The following is a 25279-nucleotide window of genomic DNA, read 5'->3' on the forward strand; positions in this document are numbered from 1 at the left end:
CTCATACACTGCGCCTGCGGCTTGTGTTATCTAACCTTATCGCGAAAATGTGTATCAGATTAACAAGCGGCGCCAGCCGCGCAGTTCGGGGGCGCTCTATGCCCCCGCCCATTCTCCGCGTTTGTATACAAACAACGTAGAATAACCGTCATTACGTTTTAACTTTACGCATATGATCGCTGATCCTCTGACTAAGACCGAAGGTGCTGCGGAAGTAAAAGACAATCTGCGCGCCTTCCTTCTGTATAAATTCGATCGTATAGCCGTCTTGAATCAGGCGATTGGCGAGCGTTATGCTATGAACCGGCCGGTCGGGCGTATTATATCGTGTCATCAGCGCCCACCTCCCTCCCGTTAAACTCCGCCTCAACGTCGCGCATCCTGGCGAGCTTGGCTTCCGTTAGCCCGAACGTAAATATCAGCCGGGCAGCCAGGCGGCGCGAAACCGCCCGGACGCCGGATTCAACGTTGCAAATGTGCGTGTCGCTGACGTACAATGCTGCGCCCATTTCCTGCTGGGTCAGTCCGTATACGCGGCGTATCATGCGCATTGTGTGCCGGTCGATCGTCATACGTTGGCTGCCTCCTTTTCTTCGAAGATGCTCCGGCCTTTTATTTTTTCCTCCAATAAACATTCTTCGAAGGCGAACAATATAAGAGCAAATTCGAATTCAAATTGATTTAAATTGAACCCGTCGTTAATTTGTTCAAACAAGGCCAATAGATGATCTCCACAAAATTCACGGATTATATCTCCATAAATTTCAACTTTATAGCCCCGGCCTAAGGCTCCAGTTATTTCGAAAAACCATTCTTCGACGTCTTCAAACTCGCGTCCTTTGAAATCTTCCTTCACTTTCTTAGATTCAGAATATACATATACTAAAAATAGGAACGTTTCTTCATAAACCATTTGAAGCTGATCTACTGTTGGTAAGACGAGACCTAAATCATTAATCTCTTCCCAGTGAAAATCGTCCTTTAGGTGTTGAAGGCTTTCTAATTTGTCCCAGCCGAGATTCTCAAATGTCATTTTCATAGTTATTCCTCCTAGAATTAGTTGATTTTTCTTTTCATTTCGCGCAAAAAATATCGACGCCGTATTCTTCCCGTAAAAACTCCGCCGCTTCTGCTGCCTCGCCCTCGCTGTCGAAGTCTGTCCGCCTCAGTCTGTCGATCACTTCTGCCGGCTCCATTGCATCGCCTCCTACTCTACATACTCCGCGCCGACCAAATTTACGTCACTTTTTGCGAAAAAACTTTAAAATTTCGGCTTTCAATTTTTCCGCCTACTATATATAGCCCCCCTAATTCGAAAATGCGTCACTTTTCGGCGAAAAAATTTCAAAAAAAGAAGCACCCACGTTTGGGCGCTCCTATGTATATCTTAAGTTTGGCGGTCCTTTTATTCCCGGCTGTTGGCGCAGCCTTTAAAAAACGGACAAATGACTATATAAATCACGCGAAGCAGTATGCCGCCTCCTGGCGCAGCATCATTTCGACCAACTGCCTGCCTTCCTCCTTATACTCTACGTCCACTTCGCGGCCTTCATCCGTTACTATGTACAGCATAGCCGGCATTGCCGGGTCGTAACAGTACGACACTTCGACCGTCAGCCGCCCTACCTTCGTGCCATAAACGACCATCGGCAGATACTCCGCCTGATCCTGGACGGTCTTTGCTTCGAATGTCGCCCCGGCCGGCAGCGGCATGTCGACCGCCGCCCGCTCTAGGACGTCCTCTGCCGCCGCTGTGTCGATGGCTGGGTCGGCGATTGCAAGCGCTAGTGCTTCGCGATCATTACGGTTCATCATAGCGCCACCTCCCCGGCTGTTTCTTGCGCTTCGACTACGACGCCTGGCTCGTCCTTTAACTCCGCGATAGTTTCTGCGGGCACATACAGCGCCCCTACAACGTCACTGACGCCCAGGAAGTCGGCGGCAAGGTCGGCCGGCACGGCGAGCGACTCGGCGCCTGTGTGGACGTGTACGGCGGGCTGTGCTGCGGGCAGGGTCGGCTTGGTCATGCGATAGGTTACGTAGGTCATTTCGATTCCTCCAGTAGTTTTTGCGTAGTATTTTTCGTGACAAGGACGGTGCTCCGTTGTAATTCGCGATATTGTTCGAAGTACGTAAACTGCACCAGGCGGTAAATGTGGCTGCCAATTTTGCGGGAGCCTGTTACGATCGACGGGTCGCCGCCTACTTCATCGACAACTTCGTACAGTTGGCCGGAATAGATGATCGTTTTCATATTTCGATCGCCTCGTAGCTTTCTGCGATTTCCTGCGCGGTTATGCCGATGTACCTCAGCGTCACAGCCGGCGCCTTCTGGCCCAGAATCGCCATGATTCGCGTAATGTCGACGCCCTGCTCATACAGCGCCAGCCCGAACGTTTTCCGCAGCGTGTGGCCGCCGATGGCGCCGTCAATGCCCGCCCGCTTGGCTGCGTCGTTCAAGATGCGATAAGCCTGCGCTCGGCTCAGCGGCCGGCCCCCTTTTCGCGAAGGAAACAGCGGCCCGGCCGCGTCGATTGTGCCGGCTTTCAGTTCCGCCTGTACGGCCGCCTGCAGCGTTTTGCTGATCGTAATGGTGCGGCGTGCGCCCCGCTTGCTTTCGCGGACTGTGAGCGCCTGCTGGCCGGCTATGTCGGCAGTGTTGAGCGCGAGTAGGTCGCTGACCCGCAGGCCTGTCGATGCGCCGGCGATGTACAGCAGCTTGTTTCGGCCGTGCAGCGCCTTCTTAAAACGGCCGCGTTCTTCGGGAGTTAGCGCTTTTACTTCGTTCATGTCGTTGTCCTCCTTTTACGTAAATAGTATAACGTAATTCGTTACAAATAATTGCCTTACGAATTTCGTAATTGCTATGTCTACGACTATACAGCGCCTGCCTGCCGCTGTCAATACTTTTACTTACGAATTTCGGAATCATCGCGAATGTGGTACGATACACTTAGAGGAAAGGAGGCGGAGGTATGTCGCAAAAATTAGTACGCTGTAACCTAAAAAAACTGCTCGACGAGCGCGGTATGCTGCAGAAAGAACTCGCAAGAAATACCGGCATCAGGCCGGCCACAGTGAGCGCATTGTATACAGGGAAAGTGCGGCATTATCCGGCTGACGTGATCGAGCGTATTGTGAACGAATTACAGCTCGAAAGTGTGTCCGAGTTAATTACGATTATCGATACGGAAGATGATGCGCAAGAATAGACGAAAGCTCGCGAAACTAGACGAGGCCGGAACGAAATTTTAGTGTACGTATTCTGAGGGCGCCAGGAGAGAGGGATACAGTGGCGGCCCTTGGGGGAATAAAATATCGTGCTTTACTACGTTAAAGCGTTAAACAATTTACAATTTTTGCGAATGTATAAACGATTCATGAATACGAATACGAAACGAAACACAATAGCATTAAGTTACGTTCGCTGACGTTAACAAACGTTGATTTGCCGGCGTTTATAACGAATCATCAGCGCAAAAGTTGGCGGCTTGTTTTATGCAGCGAATAAACAGCGCTGTATCAACGTTTATAAATGCGCTGTGATCGGCTAATTCTGCATACAATCGTGCATATTAGCGCAGGCAACATACGTTCCCCAGGCGCCCTCTGTTCGCTAAATAGAACGCATGTTCGCATATGCCCAAAGCGTTCGGCAGGGCGCGCGCCGGCCCCTTGTCGCGGGTGTATGCCGCCCAGCAGCCGCACCATGTAAACCTATGCACACCGCCACTATCGGCTTTCTACCATATACCCTGCGCAAAAAGGGGCGGTTTACACTCCGAACTACTCCGTCCCCTATAGCGCATTTCTTCCATATACCTTACCGCACATAGTGCCATCGGAGTTTGAGCGTCGCATAACGTCGCACAGCCCCGGCGACTTTCTTCTTATATATGCGCACACTGGCCGGCCATGCGACCTCTGCGAGCCACTTCGCCCACTCTCCGTGCGGCAGCGCGCCTGGCTACGGAATATATAATACTAAGTTATTGGGTGCCAAAATCAACACCTAATTTATTCCAGCGCCCAGCCAGTCGTACTCCCTAGCGCCCAACTTTTCGCGCACTGTAATCGCCGTACACAGCCTGCTGACCGCCGTATATACGTATCCCTGTAGCTTCCCCGGCTTTACCTTGCCGGCTTTATAACGCAGCACAGCGGCCCGCAGAACGTCCGTAAACTCAGCGGCATGGTGTTCGATGATGATGTCGTTACTGTGGCGGCTTTTGGCTTTGAAAACAGCGCCTGCCAGGCCGTATAATTCTCTTGCGTCGAAGTACGGGGCCAACGCTTTGTAAACCGCCTTCGGCATATTCGCGCGAAGCATAGCCGCAGGTAGAGGCGTTTCTGTATCATTTGTGTATTCAGGTTTATTAGACGTAGCTTTAGACGTAGTTTCGCCCGGCTGATTCGCCGGCTGCGGCTTAGGGCGGCGCGGGCTGGCGCTGTCGGGCGAGTGGTCATGCGAGTGATCATGCGACTGTGCAGGCCGCTGGATCACGTACACATTTGCGCCCCAGCCACCGCTTTTCGGCCGCAGTAACTGCCGCTTCGCCAGCACGCCCAGCGCGGCCAGTTTACGCAGGCTGCGGCGGGCCGTGGCGTTGGACTTGTCGACCCCAGACGCAATGGTGTCGGCTTTGAGCTGCGCGGCGCCCGGATACTTTACCGCGTGCTGGGCGACGAAAGAAAGCACGGCATAGTCGGTGTCGGTGATGTGCGCGCGGCAGGCACGCAGGTGGTCGGCCACGGCGGCGTTAAGGTCGGCTTTAGTTTCGAACGTTGAGGCTTCGGATAAATGGCGCATGATGGATCGCTCCTTCGGATAAGGACGCGAACGCACGTTCGGTAAAACGGACAGACGGGCAGAATATTGACAAATCCGTTTTTTCGCGATATACTACGACTCAGGTATTCGGTCGTATGTGCGTCCCGCTTTACAGCCCTGCCAGGCTGCGGTGAACGTGCTACGTCCTTTTTTTTTGTGTTAAATTTTCAGATTATTTAGCGGACTGTTATTTTGATACAGATTTCTTATTTCCTCGGTTGAAAAATCGAGGTATACTTTTGTTGTTTCTAAGCTGCTGTGGCCGAGAATCCGGCTCAAGGTGGCCAGGTCGCCCCCGTTTTGCAGGTAATACCTTGCAAAGTTATGGCGCAGCAAGTGTGGCGTTACTTCCAGCCCGGCCTGCTCGCCGTGTCTTTTGACGGTCCTTTCAAAGCTCGCTGTTTTCAACTGACCGCCACGCATGGAACAAAATAAATAGTCGCAGTCTTCGTAGCGATCGCGAAAGTCCAGCCAGTGCCGCAGTTCCCGGCCCATTTTTTGCGAAAAGAATACGTATCTTTCTTTCTGACTTTTGCTGTGGCGGACCAGGATCGTGCGCTGTCGTAAATCCACGTCATCCGGCGTTACCATTATGATTTCACCAACGCGCATACCAGTGTCGAGAATCAGCCGCACCATAATATAACTACGCAGGCCATAAGGCGACACGGTGTCAAACGTACGCATAAACGCCCGTAACTCCTGCTGCGACAATAGCTTTCGCTCCTTCTTGACGGGTGCTGGCGTCTTCAGCCGGTCGGCCGGATTCACTTTAATGACCCGCTCGTCCTTTAAAAATCGAAAGAACACCTTGATATTTCGCATATAATTGGCAACAGTCGTCGGGCTGACCGGCTTACCCAGGTCCGGCCTTTTGTCCGGGTGATTGATGATGGTCGTTGCTTGATCGGTCACAACGGTATACTTGCCGCGCTCTAACAAAAACGTCATGTATTCGCGCAGCACGTCGCGTGTTACTTTTTCCGCCCGGTCGATCTTCTTTTCATTAGCCGCCCACTCTGCGAAAAGGCGTAGTGCCTGCTCGTAAGATGACATCGACTTTCGCGTCAATCCTCGCGACTGACAATACAGCATGTAATCGTCAATTTGCCGATGAAATTCGCTGTGCAATACAAAAAACCCCCTTCCGCCGAATATTTCGACAAAAGGAGGATATAGTGCGTAACACTTTATCGCACATTGTCCGACATTAAGCGGACATTCCTCTGTGTATTTCCGATTAAAAACGCTGTTAAAAGCCGCCATGCCAGGCGCTATTTCGAACGGTGCTCCACACGAAGTTTATCAGCCACCATTGCGATGAATTCGGAATTTGTGGGCTTCGATTTCGTTGTGCTGACAGTATAGCCGAACATTTTGGAAATTGAGTCGACATTTCCACGATTCCACGCCACTTCAATGGCGTGCCGGATCGCTCGTTCAACACGGCTCGGCGTGGTATCAAAGCGCTTCGCGATATCCGGATAGAGTGCTTTTGTCACGGAACCAAGCAGGTCAATATCATGATAGACAAGCGTAATCGCTTCACGAAGGTACATATATCCTTTGATATGCGCCGGCACCCCGATCTCATGGATGATACTTGTAATCGAAGCGTCCAGATTCATCGGTTTATTCTGCCGGTCTTCTGTTGGAGAAGGCTGATCCAGCGAGCGCGAGGCAGCTACATCCCGTATTTTATTCACGAGCATCTCCATATCAAAAGGCTTGAGAACGTAATAAGAGGCGCCCAGCTGAACAGCTTTTTTGGTGACATCTTCCTGTCCAAACGCCGTCAGCATAATGATGTGCGGTTTCGCATTTTTCAACCGCTGCAGTTTTTCGAGTACTGCGAGCCCATCGAGGTGAGGCATGATAATATCCAGCAGCAGCACATCCGGTACTTCATTCTCTAAAAGCTCCAGACATTCCTGCCCGTTAAATGCTGTTCCTACCACTTTAAGGTCCGTTTCTTTCGCCATATAATCTTCAAGAAGCTCTACCAGCTCCCTGTTATCGTCTGCAACACATACTGTAATTTGACTCACAACTGCTCCTCCTTGCTGACGGTCAGCCGACCGATCTTCACAATATGAACGAACTAAGTATACCATATGCATCCAGCTCATAAAACAGCCCAATGGTAACGGCACCGTCTATTCGGCGGATTCTTTTTTTTCTGCTGCCTGAGTGATCAGCTCCCGTGCATGCTCCCGCGTTAAGTCGGTGACTTCGACCCCGGAGATCATTCTGCCGACTTCCTCTGTCTTCTCCTGTTCGGTCAATGGCTGCACATTGGTGAGTGTCCGTTCCTCTTCCTCTCTTTTGGAGATGAAAAGGTGCGTATCCGCCATGGCAGCGACCTGTGGCAGATGCGTAATACATAGTACCTGCGACCCTTCTGCAATTCCGTGGATTTTTTCCGCGATCGCCTGCGCAACCCTGCCGCTCACGCCGGTATCCACTTCATCGAAGATCAACGACGTCACCCCTTCGTGACGTGCCAGGATCGATTTCAACGCCAGTATCATCCGTGATATCTCGCCTCCGGACGCGGTTTTCGCCAGTGGTTTCAAAGGCTCCCCTTTATTGGTGGCTGCATAAAATCCCACCTCATCCATCCCGTCGGCACGAAACGGGGAGTGACGGAGCAGGCTGTCCGCCTGAAAGGCTGGCTGCGGTGCGGTTGAAATATTAATATCGAAAATAGTCTGATGCATGAAGAGGCCCTCCAGCTGAAGGTGGATATCCTCCTTCAATTGTTCTGCTGCCCTACGCCGGAGCTGGCTTACATGCTTCGCTTCCACATATAAATCCTCTGCTGATGAAACGAGTTCAGCTTCCCATTCTTCCAGCCGCTGCTCTCTGTTGGTCAGGGTATCCAGTTCTTCCTCGATCGACGCCGCGTATTCGAGGACATCATTGACCGTCGCTCCATACTTTTTCTTCAGCTGCTGCAGTTCGCTCATTCTCGCTTCTACTTCGTGCAGGCGTTCCGGATCAAACTCAATGGACTCATAATAATCACGCAGCCGGAAAGCCGCTTCTTCCAGCAGATAATACGGAGTGGCAGCTGCTTCTTTTGATTCTTCCAGGGAAGGGTCGAGCGAAGCTGCTTCTTCCAGCTGGTTCATCGCGGTCATCACCCACTCCATTCCTTTCCCCTCGCCATACAGTGCTTCATATGCGCCGTGCACCGTCCGGTAAAGTTCTTCACTGTTCGCGAGACGGCGGTGTTCCTCTTCCAGGTGATCATCTTCATCCGGCTGCAGCTGTGCATTTTGTATTTCTTCATACTGATATTTAATGAGATCGAGCCGCTGTGCATTCTGCTGTTCATTGTCCGAGAGCTGCTTGAGCTGGGATCGTTTCTTTTGAAACGCATCGTACAACGCTTTATATGCTTTTTTCGACTGACTGATTTCTTTTTCTGCATAGCGGTCGAGAAAATAAATATGTTTCTCTGCCTGAAGGAGCTGCTGATGCTCGTGCTGCCCGTGAATATCGACGAGCTGCTGCCCTACCTGGCGGAGCACGCCCAGGGTCGTCAGTTTCCCATTGATTCTGCACACGCTTTTTCCCTGCTGTGTGATTTCCCGTTTCAGGACGAGGGTCGATTCTTCCAGCTCAATATCGAGGTCTTCCAGCAGTTTCTGCTGATCGTCGCGCAGGTTCTCCTGAATCGAAAACAACCCTTCTATTTCGGCTCGCTTGCTGCCGTGACGTACGAAATCAACGGAGCCTCTTCCTCCGATCAACAGTCCGATCGCATCGATGATAATCGATTTCCCCGCACCGGTTTCTCCGGTGAGGACCGTCAGCCCCTCATCAAAAGATACAGACAGTTCTTCTATAATAGCAAAGTTCCGGATGGAGAGTTCCATCAGCATAGTGAGACATCCTTTCTTTCGAACCTGTATTCCCCTTAGAAGGGCGAAAAAAAGGGCGCCCGTCCGGGAAACCCTTTCTAACTCCAGCCTTAGAGCATGTCCAGAAATCGTTCTGAGAGTATTTTCGGATCCTCTTCAGAACGGCAGATGATCAAAATCGTATCGTCGCCGCAGATGTTTCCCATGATCTGCGGCCAATCCAGGTTATCGATCAGCGCTCCGACCGCATTAGCATTTCCGGGAAGCGTTTTGATGACGATAAGATTGTTCGTATGGTCGATGGAAACGAAGCTGTCCATCAGGGCACGCTTTAATTTCTGGAGCGGATTAAAACGCTGGTCAGAGGGCAGGCTGTATTTATACCGCCCGTCCATCATCGGTACTTTTACAAGATGAAGTTCTTTAATGTCCCGGCTTACGGTTGCCTGCGTCACATTGAATCCGGCACTTCGGAGTTCGTCTACGAGTTCATCCTGTGTTTCTACATCGTTATTGCCGATAATATCACGTATTTTAATATGTCGCTGTCCTTTATTCATGGCACTCCTCCATCATTCCAGACCATCATCTGCGCGGGCAGCTGCCGCAGTCTGCTGTAATTCCTCTTTCGTCACGGTCGACTCCGCGCCGCTGCGGAGCCAGAACAGAAACTCTGTATTACCGCCTCCGCCTTTGATCGGGGATGGCGCTGCACCAAGCAGGCCAAACCCTTCCTGCGATGCAGCTGCCGCTGTTTCTTCAAGTACACGTGTATGTACCTTTTCGTCCCGAATGATGCCTTTGCGTCCTACTTCATGTCTTCCCGCCTCAAACTGCGGTTTAATCAGGATGACGGCATCAGAACCTTCTGCCAGTATCCGTTTGAGCACAGGAAGAAGCAGCCGGACCGAAATGAAGGAGACGTCCATCACAGCAAAAGTCGGGCGCCCAAAGGAAAAATTGTCTTCCGTACAATAACGGAAATTCGTCTGCTCCATCACGATGACCCGGTCATCAGACCGGATTTTCCAGGCGAGCTGGTTCGTACCTACATCGAGAGCGTACACACGGGCGGCACCGTTCTGCAGGGCACAATCGGTAAATCCACCGGTTGATGCTCCAATATCAATCATCGTTCTGCCTTCCAATGTCAGAGGGAAAAGCTGAAGCGCCCGCTCCAGCTTAAGTCCTCCCCTGCTGACATAAGGAAGTACTTCCCCCTTGATTGAAAGAACGGTTTCCTCGCTTAGTTTCATCCCCGGTTTATCCACACGCTGCCCATCAGCGAGGACGATGCCTGCCATGATACTGCGTTTGGCCTTTTCCCGGGTGTCAGCCAGTCCCTGTTCTACAAGCATGACGTCTGCGCGTTCCTTCTTCATGACGACGCGCGTTTCTGCCTTCCAGGAATCATGGATTCCACGCGTTTAACCGCTTCCTCCGCAGTCAGGCCGATTTCTTCGAGCAGTTCAGGAACGCCGCCGTGTTCGATATACCAATCAGGAATACCCATCCGCTCGACGACGACGGAGTGCACGCCTGAAGAGTGGAAGTGTTCCAGAACTGCCGATCCGAATCCTCCGAGCAGCGCATGTTCTTCCATCGTGAGAATCGGCACTTGACGTCCGGCAAGGTCCTGCAGCTTTTTCTCATCCAGCGGCTTAATCGACCGGGCATTAATGACCTCGGTACGGATGCCCTTCTCGGCCAGTTTTTCAGCAGCTGCCATTGCAGCAGGAACCATGGTGCCAACGGCGAGAATAGCGGCTTCATTTCCTTCATGAAGTGTTTCCCACGTTCCAATCGGGAGTGTCTTCAGCTCTTCATCCATCGGAACACCGAGTCCCCCGCCTCGTGGATAGCGCACGGCTATTGGTCCGTCGTTATGCTGGAACGCTGTATAAAGAAGATGCTGGAATTCGTTCTCGTCTTTTGGACACAAAAGCGTAATATTCGGCAGGTGCCGCATGTAGGAGATATCGAATACACCCTGGTGTGTTTCTCCGTCGGCTCCGACGAGACCTGCCCGGTCGATGGCAAACATCACATTCAGGTTCTGCCTGCACACATCATGCACGAGCTGGTCATACCCGCGTTGAAGGAACGTCGAATAAATTGCAAGTACCGGCTTCATGCCCTGCGTGGCAAGTCCAGCAGACATTGTGGTTGCATGCTGCTCCGCAATGCCGACGTCAAACATCCGCTCTGGATACTCTTTCGCAAATTTATCAAGTCCGGAGCCGTTCGGCATTGCCGGCGTCACTGCGACCAGCTTGTCGCTCTCTGCTGCCATCCGCTTCATCGTTTCAGCAAACACACCGCTGTAGCTCGGTGGACCCGGCTTTTTCACTACTTCACCCGATTCGATTTTGTATGGACCGAGGCCGTGCCACGTTCCTTTTGCATCGTTTTCGGCAGGGGCGTACCCCTTTCCTTTTTTCGTTACGACATGCACGATCACAGGTCCTTCCGTATTCTTTGCGTAACGGATGTTAGAGCGGAGATCCTGAAGATCATGTCCATCCACCGGTCCAAGGTAAGTGAATCCGAGCTCTTCAAAAAACATGCCGGACACGAGCAGATATTTCAGGCTGTCTTTCACTCGTTCAGCTGCGGAGGCCAGTCTGCCTCCGAATGCCGGCACCTTCCGGATGAGAAGTTCCAGATCTTCTTTCGCTTTATGATAGCCTCCAGCGGTTCTCATTCGTCCGAGCATGCTGTGCATGGCACCGACGTTCGGAGCGATCGACATTTCGTTATCATTGAGGATTACCGTCATGTCACGCTGCTCGTCTCCGATGTGGTTAAGCGCTTCCAACGCCATACCTCCGGTAAGAGCGCCGTCTCCGATTACAGGTACAATGTGCTCGCCCGTTCCTTTAAGGTCTCTTGCAAGCGTCATCCCCATCGCGCCGGAAAGCGAAGTCGAACTGTGACCTGTCTCCCAGACATCATGTTCCGATTCCGAACGCTTCGGAAAGCCGCAGAGTCCTTTGTGCTGGCGGAGCGTGTCAAACTCTCCGGCACGTCCAGTCAGGATTTTATGCACGTACGCCTGGTGTCCGACATCAAACAGAAACTTATCTTTGGGACTGTCGTACAGCTGATGCAGAATCAGGGTCAACTCAACAACACCGAGGTTCGGACCTAAATGCCCGCCTGTCACCGATAGCTTATCGATAAGAAATTCCCGGATTGACGCGGCTGTCTCCTGTAGTTGTTCATCATCCATCCCTTTTAGAAAAGATGGATTCCTCATTGTCATAACATCCAAGGGGAACCCTCACTTTCATCGTTTAGATTTCTTTCTCTTATCCTTAAATATGGTTATTCCCAATTTTACCTCTATCAAATAAAATAATCTACCCACACGGTATATAATCGGTGTAGAATATTGAATTGCTATCGTTTTTCCGACAGATTTCCCCCCTACTGTCAAAGCTGCGACAATACTGGTGAATAATACAGAAATCCAGAATTGAATAACGGACCCTTCCGCATGACCGAGATTAAGAGCAAGCTGAAGTACGACATAAGCGGATGCTGTGCCGCTGATGACACCGGCTATGTCGCCGATGACATCGTTCGTGAAGTTGGAGAATTTATCGGCGTTTCTCGTGATGCTGACCGCCTGCTTTGATCCGTTCATCCGTTTTGCGGCCATCGCATGAAACGGCCGTTCACTTGCAGCTGTAGCTGCAACACCGATCGTATCCGCCATCACCCCGATAAGGACGATAAGAAAGACGATCATCATTCCCGCGCCCCAGGCTACTCCAGATAGGACGGCTGTTGAGATGACAGAAAAAATAGCCGCTAACACAAGAGTGATAACGGCGATCATCCAGCTCCATCTTAGTGATTTTCGCATAGATTCCTTCATGAAAAGCGACCCTGCTTCCTCGTTTAACCTGTAATGAATTAGTAACTGGCTTATGTATAGGGTGGGTGGTCACAGAAAAAGTAAACGCTGCGCCTTAGGTCCAGTTGGATTTCCCAGACGGGTTCCGCCGCGTCGCCGCAGCGGAGGTTTCCCATTAAACCCGTCTCGGAGCCGTTGCCGGACTCCGGACTGGACTGCCACTTAGTACGCACTTTAATCCTTCTCCTGTGTCCAATGGAACAGTCTAGGGGTTTTCCCCGACAGCTCAATTCACCTTCTATCCTCTTTTGCAGAGCTGATTTCATATGATTGGCAATCATAATCCCCTCAGACTCCACTCAAGGCAGGCTACGCTGTCCACGAGTGCCCAAAGACCCGCGTGACAGGTTCATACCCATGTACATACCAGAACAGGGGTGTCCCAGCATGCACATGGGCCTCCGCGGATGCAGGGTCTTCGCCCACATGCCTTTGTGGATCGCCCTACATCCTTTACTCCCAGTCAGGACCCAAAGCTGGGCGCCTCAAGCCAAGACTAGGAACTTCATCGATGTGCCCTTTAGCGGATTTTTAGGCCCGCTTTCGAAGGTGCAGAGCCGACTAGAATACTGCACCACTCACCATTATTATTATACCACGGAGACTGATGCAGAGACAATCCTACTGCTCTCTGGTGCGGATGTAATGAGCGAGAGCGGAAAGAATGCTCGTGTCGGCATGCACGTGCTGGAGCGCCTCAAGCGCTGCTTCCGTATGTTCATCGAGCCGCTTTTTCGCTCCTTCGACGCCGAGCAGACGCACATACGTGTGCTTATGATTCGTCTGATCACTCCCGACAGGTTTGCCGATCAGCGCTTCATCTCCTTCGACGTCGAGCAGGTCATCCTTAATTTGAAACGATAGACCAATGTGACGGCCGAATAGATCCAGGTGCTTCTGCGCTTCTTCATCTGCACCGGCTGCGACCGCCCCCATCTGCAGGCCGACCGCCAGCAGATCCCCTGTTTTATGTTCATGAATGTTTTCCAGGTCCGCTGCAAGGATGTTTTCTTCCCGCTCCGCGAGCATATCTGCCATCTGTCCGCCGACCATCCCACCGGCCCCGGAAGCCCGGCTCAACTGCTCGATCAGCTTTACTTTCACCGCATCATCCAGATGTTGATCCGCTGCGATAAGGTGAAAACTGTGCGTCAGCATGGCGTCCCCCGCTAGAACGGCGGTCGCTTCATCAAAACGGCGGTGGTTCGTCGGCATGCCCCGCCGCATATCATCGTTATCCATGGAAGGCAGATCATCATGAATCAGCGAATAGGTGTGCACCATTTCCAGCGCACATGCTGCTGCATCTCCCATTACCGCCGGACGTCCGTAGCCGTGGAGGACAGCATACAGCAGCATCGGCCGGATCCGCTTCCCGCCAGCTTCCAGAGAATACAGCATCGCATCTTTTAATCGCTGCGGTCCGGCAAGACTGTTGATCATCGTCGGGAACTGCTTTTCCACCCGTTGTTTATACTGTTCTATGAATTCCTTCAGCATCTGGTTTTCTTCCAATGATTACAGCTCCTCTTCAGACAGCGTTGACAATGTCCCATCTTCAGACAGCACTTCTGTCATCTGTTTTTCCACTTTATGCAGTCGGTCGTGGCAGTCTTTCGACAGTTTCATTCCCTGCTGGAACATATTCATCGCTTCCTCCAGGGGCACATCCCCCTGCTCCAGTTTCTGCACGATCTCTTCCAGCTCTCGCATGGACTGTTCAAAGCTTTCCTTTTTTTCTTCACTCATAAGGATCCTCCTTCGCCTCAATCTCCTGCACGGCTGCTGATACGCTCCCGCCGAAAACTCTCACTGTAATGGTCTCCTGCTCTTGAACTTCCTGTATATGGCGGATCAACCGCCCGTGCTGATCATACGTCAGACTGTATCCCTTCCTCATCAGCGACAGCGGGCTGAGCAGTTCCAGTTTGGACAAGAGCAGTTCCAGTTTTTTCTCTGCTCGCTGCTTTTGTTCCTCTGCTGCACGGAGGAGCTCTCTTTCGATATACGTCAGGCGTTCTTTTTTCTGTTCAAGGAGCTGAGCGGGGTGCCTGACATGCAATCGCTGCCGCTGCTGATCAAGTGTTTGATAAGCAAGGTCAACGCGCGTCTTCAGGCTTCGAGCAAGCCGTTCCTCTGCAGTATCCAGCTGCTGCGTCTTCTCCTCAATCAGTCTTCTCGGATATTTAAACGCATAGGACTGCTCCAGGCGGTGAAGCTGGTCTGCTGCATGCTGATACCTTCGTTGAACGGTTTTTACCAGTCTGGCATGCCGGTCCAGAATGAAGTTGCGCATTTCATGTATATCCGGTACCGCCAACTCGGCTGCGGCTGTTGGCGTTGGTGCGCGCAGATCGGCAGTGAAATCCGTCATGGTCGTATCGGTCTCGTGACCGACCGCGGAAATAATCGGAGTGGAGCAACGGTAAAAAGCTTCCGCTGTTTCCTCTTCGTTAAATGCCCAGAGTTCTTCCAGCGAACCGCCGCCTCTGCCACAGATGATAACATCAAACCCGGCTTGATCTGCCTGACGAACCGCACGCGAAATCGAAGCCGCAGCTTCTGGTCCCTGAACAAGTACAGGAAGAAGGGTGACAGAAGCAGGAGGATAGCGGCGGCGGAGGGTTGTGACGATATCCCTCACCGCTGCACCTGTTGGTGATGTGATTACCGCAATGCGCTGGGGGATTCTTGGAATCTTCTTTTTATGTTCGTCACTGAACCAGCCGGCCGTATGAAGTTTCTTTTTAAGCTGTTCAAACTGTGTGTACAAATGCCCGATCCCGTCCGGCTGCATCTCTTTCGCATAAAACTGATACTGCCCAAACGGTTCGTAGACAGAGATGTCTCCCCGGACTATCACACTCAGCCCATTTTCCGGTGAGAAAGCGAGGTTTTTCGCACTGCCGGCAAACATCACGGTCTGTAACCGGGATTTATCGTCTTTCAGCGTGAAATACAAATGTCCCCGGCTGTGCCTCTTAAAGTTCGAAATCTCCGCGCGGAGCCATATATTTTGAAGTCCTGGTTCGCGGTCCAGAAGCTGTTTGATCCTGCGTGTGACGGCTGTCACTCCAGGCAGCTGTTCAGACACGGGACATCGTCCTTTTCGCAGACTCCACCGTGTTGCTCAACAGCATCGTAATCGTCATCGGTCCAACTCCACCTGGAACGGGCGTAATATAAGACGCTTTTTTCGAAGCTTCTTCAAATAATACATCCCCTGTCAGGCTGCCATCTTCTTTCCGATGGATGCCGACATCAATGACGACTGCTCCGTCTTTAATATGATCTGCGCTGATAAATTCCTGCATACCAGCCGCAGCGATGAGAATATCCGCCTGTCTCGTGTGCTGCTTCAAGTCACGAGTCCGGGAGTGGCAGCAGGTTACCGTTGCATTTTCACGAAGGAGCAGCTGTGCGACTGGCTTGCCTACGATGTTGCTCCGGCCGACAACAACCGCATGCTTTCCTTCCAGTGAAAGGTTTTTGGATCGAAGCATTTCGATGATCCCATAAGGCGTGCACGATAAAAATGCCTGCCTTCCGAGTACCATATTACCCACGTTTACCGGATGAAATCCGTCGACATCTTTTTTCGGGCTGACAGCTTCGATCACTTTATCTTCACTGATATGGGAAGGAAGTGGCAGCTGGACCAGGATTCCATGAATATGGGCCGCGCGGTTTAATTCTTCTATTTTATTGAGAAGCGTTTCTTCTGTTATGGAAGCCTCCAGGCGCTGTACTTCCGAGGTGATGCCGGCTTCTATGCAGGCTTTTTCTTTTCCGCGGACATACGAAGCGGAGGCAGGATCGTCTCCTACCAGCAGAACCGCCAATCCCGGCACAATCCCTTTTTCTTTCAAGGACGCTGTCTCAGTTTTCAACGTCTCCCGGATCGTTCCTGCTAGTTCTTTTCCTGAAATAACTTCTGCTGTCATCTCATTCACCACCAGTATTAGTTTGGATCATTTCAGCAACTTTGGACGTAACACCATTGACGAAACGACCGGACTCCTCCTCAGCATGAAATCCTTTTGCGAGGTCAACAGCTTCGTTGATGCTGACATTGACGGGCACTTCTTCCACGTACTTCATTTCATAAACACACTGCCTCATGATAGCTCGATCAATACGGGATAAACGCTGCAGCGTCCAATGTTCAAGCGCCTCCTCCAGCATTGCATCAATCTCTATGAGGTACTGGAGTGTGCCGTGTACGAGATCCTGAAGGAACGGATCTGTCGTTTCATCTTCCTCTAAGGCTACTTCTATCGCTTCATCCGGATCAACGCCCGTCATTTCTACCTGATACAGTGCCTGAACGGATTTGATCCGTGCGACTCTTCTATTCATTTTATCTTTCTCCTTTATATCATCGGAACTTTTTCACTACATCATCATAGCATAAAGGGAAACCGATCTGCACTTCCCTTTCCGATTTCCTCACGTAAGAAAGAGCTTTTGTCGACCTTCAGCGCTCTTCTTCTGCTGCTGCAGCATGGCATGCTGCACCGGCTCGTCTTCCGGCAGTCTGTGCATTGAAACAGACAAAATCGCGCCGGAAGCATGCTTCCGGCGCGATCCTTTCGTCGTTGTGCAGTTACGATCCCTTCGTTGCACGTGTTGCACGGAACTATGCCTTTCTGTCCGGCTGATAGGATGAAACAGCCGGCAGGGTGCATGTACAAGGCATCAAGTTGTTACGGTTTTCTCCTGCTTATCCTGATCACCGGGTTCTTTGGGCTCCAGCTGCACGCCTGTTACGTGGATATGGACATGTTTCACCTTGACCCCTGTCATCATCTCCATCGTCTGGATAACATTTTCCTGGACTTTCTTTCCGATATCAGGAATGGAATAACCGTAGGTGGCTACAAGATAAATTTCCAGCATGACCCCTTCATCATCCAGGTCAATTTTAACCCCTTTACTGTGGGTACTCTTTCGTCCCAGGCGTTCAGCCACACCGGATGCAAAGGAGCCTCGGAGATGATCTACACCTTCGATTTCAGAAGCAGCAAGTCCTGTGACGATTTCAAGCACATCTGGAGCTATTTCTACCTGGCCAAGCTCATTCTGCATCGCCGGCAGCTTTTTTTCGTTCACTGTTTCACTCATCTTGTTCACTCTCCTCGGGTTCGATAGGGTACAGATCCAGAAACTTAGTATTAAAATCTCCGGAACGGAATACATCATGCTGGAAGAGCCTTCGATGGAAAGGAATCGTAGTCTTGACCCCGCCGACGACGTATTCGGCGAGCGCTCTTTCCATTTTAGCAACAGCTTCTTTTCTATCTGCTCCGTGAACAATCAGTTTACCGACCATGGAATCATAGTACGGCGTGATCATGTAGTCCGGGTACGCGGCAGAATCAATGCGTACGCCGGGACCGCCTGGAGTAATATATTCTGTGATTCTTCCAGGGGACGGCATGAAGTTCTTGAAAGGATCCTCTGCATTGATTCTGCATTCAATAGACCAGCCCCGGAACTCCACGTCCTCCTGCTTCACACTGAGAGGTTCGCCGGAAGCAGCAAGAATCTGCTCTTTGATCAAGTCTACCCCCGTAACCATCTCCGTCACAGGATGCTCAACTTGAATACGGGTATTCATCTCCATGAAATAGAACGTATCAGCATGATGGTCGTATATGAATTCTATCGTACCAGCACCAGTGTAGTCTACTGCTTTGGCAGCCTGCACGGCTGCATCTCCCATACGGGCCCGGGTTTCTGGTGAAACAGCTGGCGAAGGGGTTTCTTCCACCAATTTCTGGAGCCGGCGCTGAATGGAGCAGTCCCGCTCTCCAAGATGAATGACATTCCCATGGGTATCTGCAAGCACCTGGATCTCAACATGACGGAAATCTTCAATATACTTCTCGAGGTATACCCCTTCATTGCCGAAGTTTGCTTTGGCTTCTTTTTGTGTGACAGAGATCCCTTTTCGAAGGGAAGCCTCATCTTCCGCCACACGAATGCCTTTTCCTCCGCCGCCGGCCGTCGCCTTGATGATCACCGGATAGCCGATATGCTCCTCAGCAATACGAACGCCGTCTTCCACTGACTCGATCAGCCCTTCCGACCCCGGCACAACAGGAACGCCTGCTTCTTTCATGGTGGTGCGTGCAACATCCTTCGTGCCCATTCGGCTGATTGCCTCCGGGCTCGGTCCAATGAAGGTGACGCTGCATGCTGAGCATATTTCTGCAAAATCCGGATTCTCGGATAAAAACCCGTAGCCGGGATGAATACCATCTGCTCCACTCAGCGTTGCAGCACTCATAACAGCTGTGAAGTTTAGATAACTGTCTGCACTCGATACGGGACCAATGCAGTAGGCTTCATCTGCCAGGCGGACATGCAGAGCCTCTTTATCCGCAGTAGAATAAACCGCAACCGTTTCAATGCCCATTTCTCTGCAGGCCCTTATGACACGTACAGCGATTTCTCCTCTGTTTGCAACTAGAATTTTTTTCAGCATAGTCAGCTACACTCCCTATTCCGGCTGGACGAGGAAAAGTTCTTGCCCGTATTCAACCAGCTCCCCGTTTTCGACCAGAATCTCTACGATTTCCCCGTTTACTTCCGCTTCGATTTCGTTCATCAGTTTCATTGCTTCTACAATACAGACAACGGACTCTTTCGTTACCTTATCCCCCTGCTGTACGTAGTTATCCGCCTCAGGAGAAGGAGCAGCATAAAAGGTCCCTACCATCGGCGATGTAATCGCGTATTGTCCTGCTTTTTTCTCCGCTTCCTGTCCGTTCGCCGGAGCTGATTCAGCGGCGGGGGAAGGTGCCGGCGCTGCAGGAACGCTCTGCTGTGGCTGCGGTTCCTGTACTGGAGCTGGCTGCTGCACAACAGCTGGCTGAGCTCCTTGTTTTTTCAACGTCACTTTCGCTCCATTTTGTTCATATTTAAACTCATCGATGGACGACTGATCTATCAATTGTATTAGTTCCCGGATTTCCTGGATTTTCAGCATCGTGTAAAACACTCCTTTATTCTTTCTTCTTTATGTAGAGAAAACATGCGCTGCCAGTAAATACAACCTATTAAAACCTGGTCATTAATCATGCTACCGTAAAACATCTGTATTGGGAAGTATTTTTATGTCCTTTTTCCTGTAAACGCTTACAAAGAAGCCTCTGCGTAAAAGGTTCTGCCTGCTTCCTGATTCTGTGCTGCCCGGCATGACAGGAATGCAGCGGACGTTTGATGCTGCTTTCCAGAGACAGCCATCACGCCTGCCGCCGTGATGTCACGTTCTATATGGACAAAATCACGCCAGAAGTACAGGCTTCTGACGTGAATAGTGCTTGCGTGCCTAACCGGTGATCAAGTTGGAGAAAGGCATACAGCCTCTGCTCCCCATCCTCGCCGGGTTCAGTGAGTACGTATCAACCTGTGCTTCCACCTTCATCAGAGCCTTCCTGCTCTGCCTGGGCCGCTTCTTCTGCACGCCTCGCCGCAAGTTCTTCCTGATAAGACGTTTTATACTCCCGGAAAATCGGAAAATCAGACAGATTATCCGGAATTTTCCCGTCTTCGAGAATGATGATTTTCACCATATTCTTGTTGCGGGCCATGTGATATTTTTCTCCGTACACATTTTCCTGCGTGTAGCGTTTGAGGCTCTGGTAATCCTCTTCCTGAATAGAAACAGGGTACCCGCCGTCTGCATGTTCTTCCGGCTGTTGGAAACCAACCTCAAATTCCACGATTTGTATCTTATCATTTCTGATGTTTCTCGTCTGCTCCAGGACAGCTTTTGCTCCTTCTGTCAATTCGGACCAATCCATAAATACTTCCTCCCAGCTTAAATCAAATTACGCTCTTGATACATATTTCCCTTCTCGTGTATCGATGACCAGTTTGTCACCCTGATTCACAAAAAGAGGTACTTGAACAGTCAGGCCTGTTTCCAGCTTAGCAGGTTTTGATCCGCCGGACTGCGTATCTCCTTTAATTCCCGGATCTGTTTCCACTACTTCGAGCTGTACTGTCTGTGGAGGCTCTACCCCTAGAATCTCGTCGCCGTACATGAGAATACTGACTTCCATGTTTTCTTTCAAATACTGAAGCTGGCCTTTCATTTGGTTTTCAGGAATCTCGATTTGTTCATACGAGGTCGTATCCATAAATGCATGTGCATCGCCATTTGCATATAGATACTGCATTTTCGCATTCTCGATGTGCGCCTTCTCTACTTTTTCTCCGGCCCGGAACGTTTTCTCCTGAATATTGCCGCTGCGGAGATTACGGAGCTTGGATCGAACGAAGGCAGCGCCTTTGCCCGGCTTAACATGCTGAAACTCGATAACCTGCCAGATGTCGTTTTCCACTTCAATAGTCAGGCCTGTTTTAAAATCGTTGACTGAAACCATACTATACGTCCTCCTTTGTTATTCTAAAATCAAAAGTTCTTTTGTCGATCTGGAAAGAATTCTGCATCCTTCTTCCGTGATCACGACATCATCCTCGATTCTTGTACCGCCAGTATCTTCGATGTAAATGCCCGGCTCGACCGTTACTACGTGACCCGGCTCCAGTTTCTTGCTGGAGCGGAATGAGAGTCCCGGTCCTTCATGAACTTCCATGCCCATTCCGTGACCAGTAGAATGTCCGAAGTACCTGCCGTATCCTTTTTCAGTGATATAGTCACGTGCCAGAGCGTCCGCTTCGATACCTGTTATACCCGGCTTCAAACCTTCGAGACAGGTAAGCTGGGCCTGATGGACGGTATCATAAATACTGCGTAGTCCGCTGTCCGGCTCACCGACAGCCACGGTTCTTGTTATGTCGGAACAGTACCCTTGATAGTAGGCGCCAAAATCAAGGGTGACCAGCTCTCCTTGGCCGATCTGCTTGGTCGAAGCAACCCCATGCGGCAGCGCTGAACGCCAGCCGGATGCGACGATGATATCGAAGGAAGAGGACACAGCGCCCTCGCGGCGCATGAAAAATTCCAGTTCATTTGAGATATCAATCTCGCGCGCCCCCGGTCGGATATAAGCCTGGATATGATCAAAAGCACGGTCAGCGATATCAACAGCTTCCTGGATCACGTCGATTTCCTGCCCGGATTTCTTCATTCTCAGTTCCTCAATCAAACCGGATACGGGAACGAGCTCGCATGAAAGCTTCTCCTGCAGCTGCTCAAACTGGGTGTAGGTGACGTGGTCTTTTTCAAAACCGATTGACTTGACGCCCTCTTCCTCTATGATAGAAGCAACCGTATCGAGGAGCAGACCTTTTTGCTCCACAATCTCGAACCCTTTTACTTGATCTTCAGCCTGCTTCGTGTACCTGAAGTCTGTAATGAAAAAAGCCCGTTTCTCCGTAATCAGAACCGCACCGGCAGTGCCTGTAAATCCCGTTACATACCTGCGGTTGATGCCGCTCTGGATCAGAAAGGCGTCCGTTTTCTGCACGGATGAAGCGGAGCGGATTTGTTCAATAATCTGAGTCATGGTGCAAACCTCCTTATGAGCTGATGGAGTGCTGCAGTATAGCTTTCAAAACCGAAGCCGCTGACCTGTCCGATACAGACCGGGGCGGTCACAGAAATCGTTCTGAAATCTTCTCTGCTGTGCACGTTTGATATATGTACCTCGACTACCGGGGCTTCAATGCCCGCAACAGCATCCCGCAAAGCATAGCTGTAGTGGGTCAATGCTCCGGGATTCATGATCACTGCTGTGCCGTCAAACGTATGCAGGCAGTCGATGAGTCCACCCTCGTGGTTAGACTGAAAGAAGGATACTTTCACCCCATGTGCCTCTGCTTCCTGCTGCAGCATTATCTCTAAATCCTCTAGCGTCTCCGAACCGTAGACGTTAGGTTCGCGTCTGCCTAGAAGATTCAGATTCGGGCCGTTTATCACCAGAATATGCATCATCCTGCCTCCATCCATTTATGGCTTTGTGCTCCAGTCTGTATTTTATCACAAGGCTAGTGGAGAAGATAGTTTCCATGAAGACAAAATAGAGGTGTAAGTACTTCCAAAAACGGGAACAGAAAAGTACAATAGCTATAGATAATCGTGTCTTTCACCTGTTCTTGATTACCCGCCAGCCAGGCCTTGCTACTATATTCGGGAGGTGTCCGCAATGACCAGCAGAAAACTGCATCCTGTTCTGATTGTTGTGCTGGGACTCGCAGCAGTCGGGATACTTTTCAGCCTTGTACAAAATCCAGTTGGCTTTATAACTGGTATTTTTGTCACTATCGGGGTAGTAACCCTGCTTCTTCTGCTCTTTAGAAAATTCATCCAGCCTAAACTGATGCAGCGGCAGTCCGGTTTTGAAGTCCCCGTCAAAAACGGCCGGCCCCAGCCTCAGAAACAAAAACAGCGCAAACCTGCACGCCGCACCAATACACAGCTCAAGCCGGTGAAACAGGAGAAAAAAGCGCCTAAACCACTGGTGAAAAAACAGTCGGATGTCAAGCTGACTGTCATTGAAGGAAAGAAAAACATGAAGAAGAAGAGCCGCGCCCTGTTTTAAAGCCCGGCTCTTTTCTTTTAGTTTGCAAAAGAGAAATCGGCTGACAGACAGCTGAAGGCAGGGAGGTGCATGATGACGGATCCCGGTTTTTTTATTAATATCTATTCTCAGATTCTTTTTATTGCTTGGCTTGCTACAGCAGGAGGAATTTTCTGGGGGCTCGATAAACGGGCTGGATTTCAACTCTTATATTTGACGGTCGTCTCTTTGACGTTGAGTTATATTATCGTCATGTATTTTCCGTATCTGGACTTAGGAAATGAGAATGTTCCTGTCACGCACCCGCATGTCCAGGCCACGGTAACGCTCTTTTCCTTCCTTCTCCCGCTCTGCCGGACAAGGCTGCAGACGTCCCTCTGCGTCGCTTCTCCTGCAGTCGTCAGTATGTTTTATCTCCTCGTTCAGGGAGTGCCGGCCTTTACGATCGCCGGCGGAATCCTGATAGGAGGTTTTATCAGCTACACCTACTACCATAGTCTCGAATGGATTGGGGCGATGCCGGATCTCTACCTGTTCCTGCTGGCCATCATTCTGCCTTTTTTCCTCAGCCTGCTGATTTATCCACAGGAGTACTTTCTTCTTCTGCCGGGGCTGCTGCTTGGAATTGGGGTCGGAGCAACCCTGGAACAGTATAAGATCCGGATGAACCTCGAGCAGACCCGGCGGCGCTCCAAATTCATCTGTTTTGCTGTCGGAGCGGCCGGCATTATCTTTGTTATGGCCGGCGTACGCCCTGCTTTTGAAGGGTTTATGACGGGGGAGCTCATCACCGGCGTCTTCACCGGATTGTGGATCACACTCATTGTGCCTTTTATGATGATCGTCTCGCAGCTGTATGAACAATTCGGAAACCGGGAACAGGTTTTTCATCATTCAACTCGGCGATTTTAAGGGATAAGGATGTTTGTAGCAACCAGCTGTCCCGGTCTGCAGGCAGACAAATGATGTTCCACGCATAAAAGCACGCCGGAAATGTTCACCTCCGGCGTGCTCTTTCCATATGAGACTCGATGACCGGCTTTCCCGGATTGCATAGTGCCCACCTCGTCTAAAGCGACAGCTTGCATTGCAGGCCAGTACATGATTTGCATAGGCTGTTTGTACCTGGATCGTCAGCTTTGCTGTGGAAGGCCTGTTCCTGTTCTGTCGGGATGAACTGCTGCGCTGGGCTCAGCCCGATTCTTCCTGCTTCCGCTGCACTTCGCGGAGTGCTTCAATCCGACCATCCTCTTCTTCAAAATACTGAAGAAGATCGCCGATTCGATCTATCGCTTCCCAGCTTAAATGGTGTTCAATGCCTTCAACATCTTTGTAAATGCGTGATTCGTCGACGCCGATCATTCTCATGAATTCCTCGAGTAATTCATGCCGGTAGACGAGCCGCTTTCCGATTTTTTTCCCTTTGGAAGTCAGAACAAGCCCGCGGTACTTTTCGTATATCAAGTATTCACTGGCATCCAGCTTCTGAACCATTTTCGTTACTGAGGAGGGATGCACTTCCAAAGCATCTGCAATATCCGATACCCGTGCATATCCTTTTTCATCTATGAGCTGATAAATTCTCTCTAAATAATCTTCCATACTTGGCGTCGGCATGCATACTTCCTCCAGACTCAAATTCCTTCTGCCTTCCATTCTAGCACAGCAGAATCGCTTCCTGCCATCCAATCAGAAACAGAAACAACTTCCCTTTTATCTCTGTTGGACCCTTCCAGCTTGAAAGAACTCCGGTTGTGCGTTGTCGCTCCAGGTGATGAGAATCCATACGCGAAGCCTCAGCTCTCGGAGATCGTCTACACCTATCGATCCAACACACTAAGTCCGTGTAGACTGAAACTTCTTGTACCACCGGTTCCTGCCTGGAGAGAAGCATCGGCTTTTCATTCTCCCCTGCCGCGTGCGAAGCCGCTCTCATCCTGTTATAACATCTTATTGCATTCTACGAAGGCAGAACAAAAGCGCCCATTGGTCGGAACGGTGTGTACCGCAGGTTCTTTGAGGGTAGGGCTTCCTATTTCCCGCGCAGCCGCCGTCACCCTGCATCAAAACGTCTACATTCTTATCACGTAAAATAACGAGCGGACAATCCATGTGAGAATTGTCCGCTCGTTATTGATTTCTAAATGATTTTCTTTTCGTA

General features: G+C 50.7%; 32 protein-coding genes. 3 read left to right on the plus strand and 29 right to left on the minus strand.

Features of this window, described 5'->3' with window-relative positions:
- Positions 1–151: 151 nt before the first annotated feature.
- From G477_RS0102810 to G477_RS0102845, 8 genes are all read right to left on the minus strand, one after another.
- Positions 152–334 carry a hypothetical protein gene (locus G477_RS0102810; RefSeq protein WP_026696648.1) on the minus strand — a complete coding sequence of 61 codons (183 nt, stop codon included), beginning with the start codon at positions 332–334 and terminating at the stop codon, positions 152–154.
- On the minus strand, positions 321–572 hold the full coding sequence (locus G477_RS0102815; protein ID WP_026696649.1) for a helix-turn-helix transcriptional regulator: 252 nt from the start codon (positions 570–572) through the stop codon (positions 321–323). Before G477_RS0102815 ends, G477_RS0102810 begins: the two co-directional genes overlap by 14 nt.
- Positions 569–1039 (minus strand): hypothetical protein, encoded by a 471-nt coding sequence (locus G477_RS0102820; protein WP_026696650.1) that lies wholly within the window; start codon positions 1037–1039, stop codon positions 569–571. Before G477_RS0102820 ends, G477_RS0102815 begins: the two co-directional genes overlap by 4 nt.
- 34 nt (positions 1040–1073) lie before the next feature.
- Positions 1074–1196: a hypothetical protein gene (locus tag G477_RS21595; protein ID WP_281171118.1), complete on the minus strand. Its 123-nt coding sequence runs from the start codon at positions 1194–1196 to the stop codon at positions 1074–1076.
- A 262-nt stretch (positions 1197–1458) separates the two neighbouring features.
- Positions 1459–1815 carry a hypothetical protein gene (locus G477_RS0102830; RefSeq protein WP_026696651.1) on the minus strand — a complete coding sequence of 119 codons (357 nt, stop codon included), beginning with the start codon at positions 1813–1815 and terminating at the stop codon, positions 1459–1461.
- Entirely contained in the window at positions 1812–2048 is a 237-nt protein-coding gene (locus G477_RS0102835) for a hypothetical protein (RefSeq protein WP_026696652.1), read from the minus strand. The genes G477_RS0102830 and G477_RS0102835 overlap by 4 nt, the downstream gene beginning before the upstream one ends.
- Positions 2045–2254 carry a hypothetical protein gene (locus G477_RS0102840; RefSeq protein WP_026696653.1) on the minus strand — a complete coding sequence of 70 codons (210 nt, stop codon included), beginning with the start codon at positions 2252–2254 and terminating at the stop codon, positions 2045–2047. Before G477_RS0102840 ends, G477_RS0102835 begins: the two co-directional genes overlap by 4 nt.
- Positions 2251–2790, minus strand: coding sequence for a tyrosine-type recombinase/integrase (locus G477_RS0102845; protein WP_026696654.1), 540 nt, complete (start codon positions 2788–2790; stop codon positions 2251–2253). Before G477_RS0102845 ends, G477_RS0102840 begins: the two co-directional genes overlap by 4 nt.
- Positions 2791–2975: 185 nt before the next feature.
- Here G477_RS0102845 and G477_RS0102850 point away from each other — a divergent pair, with 185 nt between their 5' ends.
- A complete protein-coding gene (locus G477_RS0102850) occupies positions 2976–3212 on the plus strand; it encodes a helix-turn-helix domain-containing protein (RefSeq protein WP_026696655.1) in 237 nt (78 codons plus the stop codon).
- Between the two features lie 800 nt (positions 3213–4012).
- Here G477_RS0102850 and G477_RS20410 read toward each other — a convergent pair.
- From G477_RS20410 to aroQ, 20 genes are all read right to left on the minus strand, one after another.
- On the minus strand, positions 4013–4810 hold the full coding sequence (locus G477_RS20410) for a hypothetical protein (protein WP_051287631.1): 798 nt from the start codon (positions 4808–4810) through the stop codon (positions 4013–4015).
- Positions 4811–4990: 180 nt separating this feature from the next.
- Positions 4991–5962, minus strand: coding sequence for a tyrosine-type recombinase/integrase (locus G477_RS0102860; RefSeq protein WP_026696656.1), 972 nt, complete (start codon positions 5960–5962; stop codon positions 4991–4993).
- A 143-nt stretch (positions 5963–6105) separates the two neighbouring features.
- A complete protein-coding gene (gene spo0A / locus G477_RS0102865) occupies positions 6106–6945 on the minus strand; it encodes a sporulation transcription factor Spo0A (protein ID WP_084406099.1) in 840 nt (279 codons plus the stop codon).
- Between the two features lie 42 nt (positions 6946–6987).
- Complete coding sequence (recN, locus tag G477_RS0102870; protein ID WP_026696658.1) at positions 6988–8721, minus strand: DNA repair protein RecN; 1734 nt, start codon at positions 8719–8721, stop codon at positions 6988–6990.
- Positions 8722–8810: 89 nt separating this feature from the next.
- Positions 8811–9260 carry a transcriptional regulator AhrC/ArgR gene (gene ahrC / locus G477_RS0102875; RefSeq protein ID WP_026696659.1) on the minus strand — a complete coding sequence of 150 codons (450 nt, stop codon included), beginning with the start codon at positions 9258–9260 and terminating at the stop codon, positions 8811–8813.
- Positions 9261–9272: 12 nt separating this feature from the next.
- A complete protein-coding gene (locus tag G477_RS0102880; RefSeq protein WP_026696660.1) occupies positions 9273–10082 on the minus strand; it encodes a TlyA family RNA methyltransferase in 810 nt (269 codons plus the stop codon).
- On the minus strand, positions 10079–11974 hold the full coding sequence (gene dxs / locus G477_RS0102885; protein WP_026696661.1) for a 1-deoxy-D-xylulose-5-phosphate synthase: 1896 nt from the start codon (positions 11972–11974) through the stop codon (positions 10079–10081). The genes G477_RS0102880 and dxs overlap by 4 nt, the downstream gene beginning before the upstream one ends.
- A gap of 15 nt (positions 11975–11989) precedes the next feature.
- Positions 11990–12583, minus strand: a complete 594-nt coding sequence (locus G477_RS0102890) for a CNNM metal transporter family protein (RefSeq protein WP_026696662.1) — start codon at positions 12581–12583, stop codon at positions 11990–11992.
- Between the two features lie 660 nt (positions 12584–13243).
- On the minus strand, positions 13244–14137 hold the full coding sequence (locus G477_RS0102895; protein ID WP_245575366.1) for a polyprenyl synthetase family protein: 894 nt from the start codon (positions 14135–14137) through the stop codon (positions 13244–13246).
- A gap of 3 nt (positions 14138–14140) precedes the next feature.
- On the minus strand, positions 14141–14371 hold the full coding sequence (xseB, locus tag G477_RS0102900; RefSeq protein WP_026696664.1) for an exodeoxyribonuclease VII small subunit: 231 nt from the start codon (positions 14369–14371) through the stop codon (positions 14141–14143).
- Positions 14364–15716, minus strand: coding sequence for an exodeoxyribonuclease VII large subunit (gene xseA / locus G477_RS0102905; RefSeq protein ID WP_026696665.1), 1353 nt, complete (start codon positions 15714–15716; stop codon positions 14364–14366). The genes xseB and xseA overlap by 8 nt, the downstream gene beginning before the upstream one ends.
- The gene (gene folD, locus G477_RS0102910; RefSeq protein WP_026696666.1) at positions 15709–16566 is read right to left on the minus strand and encodes a bifunctional methylenetetrahydrofolate dehydrogenase/methenyltetrahydrofolate cyclohydrolase FolD; all 858 of its coding nucleotides are present in this window, start codon (positions 16564–16566) and stop codon (positions 15709–15711) included. Before folD ends, xseA begins: the two co-directional genes overlap by 8 nt.
- Position 16567: 1 nt before the next feature.
- Complete coding sequence (gene nusB / locus G477_RS0102915; RefSeq protein WP_026696667.1) at positions 16568–16981, minus strand: transcription antitermination factor NusB; 414 nt, start codon at positions 16979–16981, stop codon at positions 16568–16570.
- 339 nt (positions 16982–17320) lie between these two features.
- Positions 17321–17746 carry an Asp23/Gls24 family envelope stress response protein gene (locus G477_RS0102925; RefSeq protein ID WP_026696668.1) on the minus strand — a complete coding sequence of 142 codons (426 nt, stop codon included), beginning with the start codon at positions 17744–17746 and terminating at the stop codon, positions 17321–17323.
- Positions 17739–19112: an acetyl-CoA carboxylase biotin carboxylase subunit gene (accC, locus tag G477_RS0102930; RefSeq protein ID WP_026696669.1), complete on the minus strand. Its 1374-nt coding sequence runs from the start codon at positions 19110–19112 to the stop codon at positions 17739–17741. Before accC ends, G477_RS0102925 begins: the two co-directional genes overlap by 8 nt.
- 15 nt (positions 19113–19127) lie before the next feature.
- Positions 19128–19616 carry an acetyl-CoA carboxylase biotin carboxyl carrier protein gene (accB, locus tag G477_RS0102935; RefSeq protein ID WP_026696670.1) on the minus strand — a complete coding sequence of 163 codons (489 nt, stop codon included), beginning with the start codon at positions 19614–19616 and terminating at the stop codon, positions 19128–19130.
- Between the two features lie 415 nt (positions 19617–20031).
- Positions 20032–20433, minus strand: coding sequence for a hypothetical protein (locus G477_RS0102940; protein ID WP_026696671.1), 402 nt, complete (start codon positions 20431–20433; stop codon positions 20032–20034).
- A 27-nt stretch (positions 20434–20460) separates the two neighbouring features.
- On the minus strand, positions 20461–21018 hold the full coding sequence (gene efp / locus G477_RS0102945) for an elongation factor P (RefSeq protein ID WP_026696672.1): 558 nt from the start codon (positions 21016–21018) through the stop codon (positions 20461–20463).
- Between the two features lie 18 nt (positions 21019–21036).
- The gene (locus G477_RS0102950; protein ID WP_035211047.1) at positions 21037–22104 is read right to left on the minus strand and encodes a M24 family metallopeptidase; all 1068 of its coding nucleotides are present in this window, start codon (positions 22102–22104) and stop codon (positions 21037–21039) included.
- Positions 22101–22532 (minus strand): type II 3-dehydroquinate dehydratase, encoded by a 432-nt coding sequence (gene aroQ, locus G477_RS0102955; RefSeq protein WP_026696674.1) that lies wholly within the window; start codon positions 22530–22532, stop codon positions 22101–22103. Before aroQ ends, G477_RS0102950 begins: the two co-directional genes overlap by 4 nt.
- A gap of 211 nt (positions 22533–22743) precedes the next feature.
- On the opposite strand from aroQ, the gene G477_RS20415 reads away from it, so the two are divergent.
- Together G477_RS20415 and G477_RS0102965 are read left to right on the plus strand one after the other, a co-directional pair.
- Positions 22744–23139 (plus strand): hypothetical protein, encoded by a 396-nt coding sequence (locus G477_RS20415; RefSeq protein ID WP_051287632.1) that lies wholly within the window; start codon positions 22744–22746, stop codon positions 23137–23139.
- A gap of 72 nt (positions 23140–23211) precedes the next feature.
- The gene (locus tag G477_RS0102965) at positions 23212–24030 is read left to right on the plus strand and encodes a hypothetical protein (RefSeq protein ID WP_026696675.1); all 819 of its coding nucleotides are present in this window, start codon (positions 23212–23214) and stop codon (positions 24028–24030) included.
- Between the two features lie 279 nt (positions 24031–24309).
- Here the strand turns inward: G477_RS0102965 and mntR are convergent, their stop codons facing one another.
- Positions 24310–24735 (minus strand): transcriptional regulator MntR, encoded by a 426-nt coding sequence (gene mntR / locus G477_RS0102970; protein WP_026696676.1) that lies wholly within the window; start codon positions 24733–24735, stop codon positions 24310–24312.
- Positions 24736–25279 lie beyond the last annotated feature (544 nt).

The organism is Alkalicoccus chagannorensis DSM 18086 (assembly GCF_000429725.1).
In the GTDB taxonomy this organism is placed as follows: Bacteria; Bacillota; Bacilli; order Bacillales; family Salisediminibacteriaceae; genus Alkalicoccus; species Alkalicoccus chagannorensis.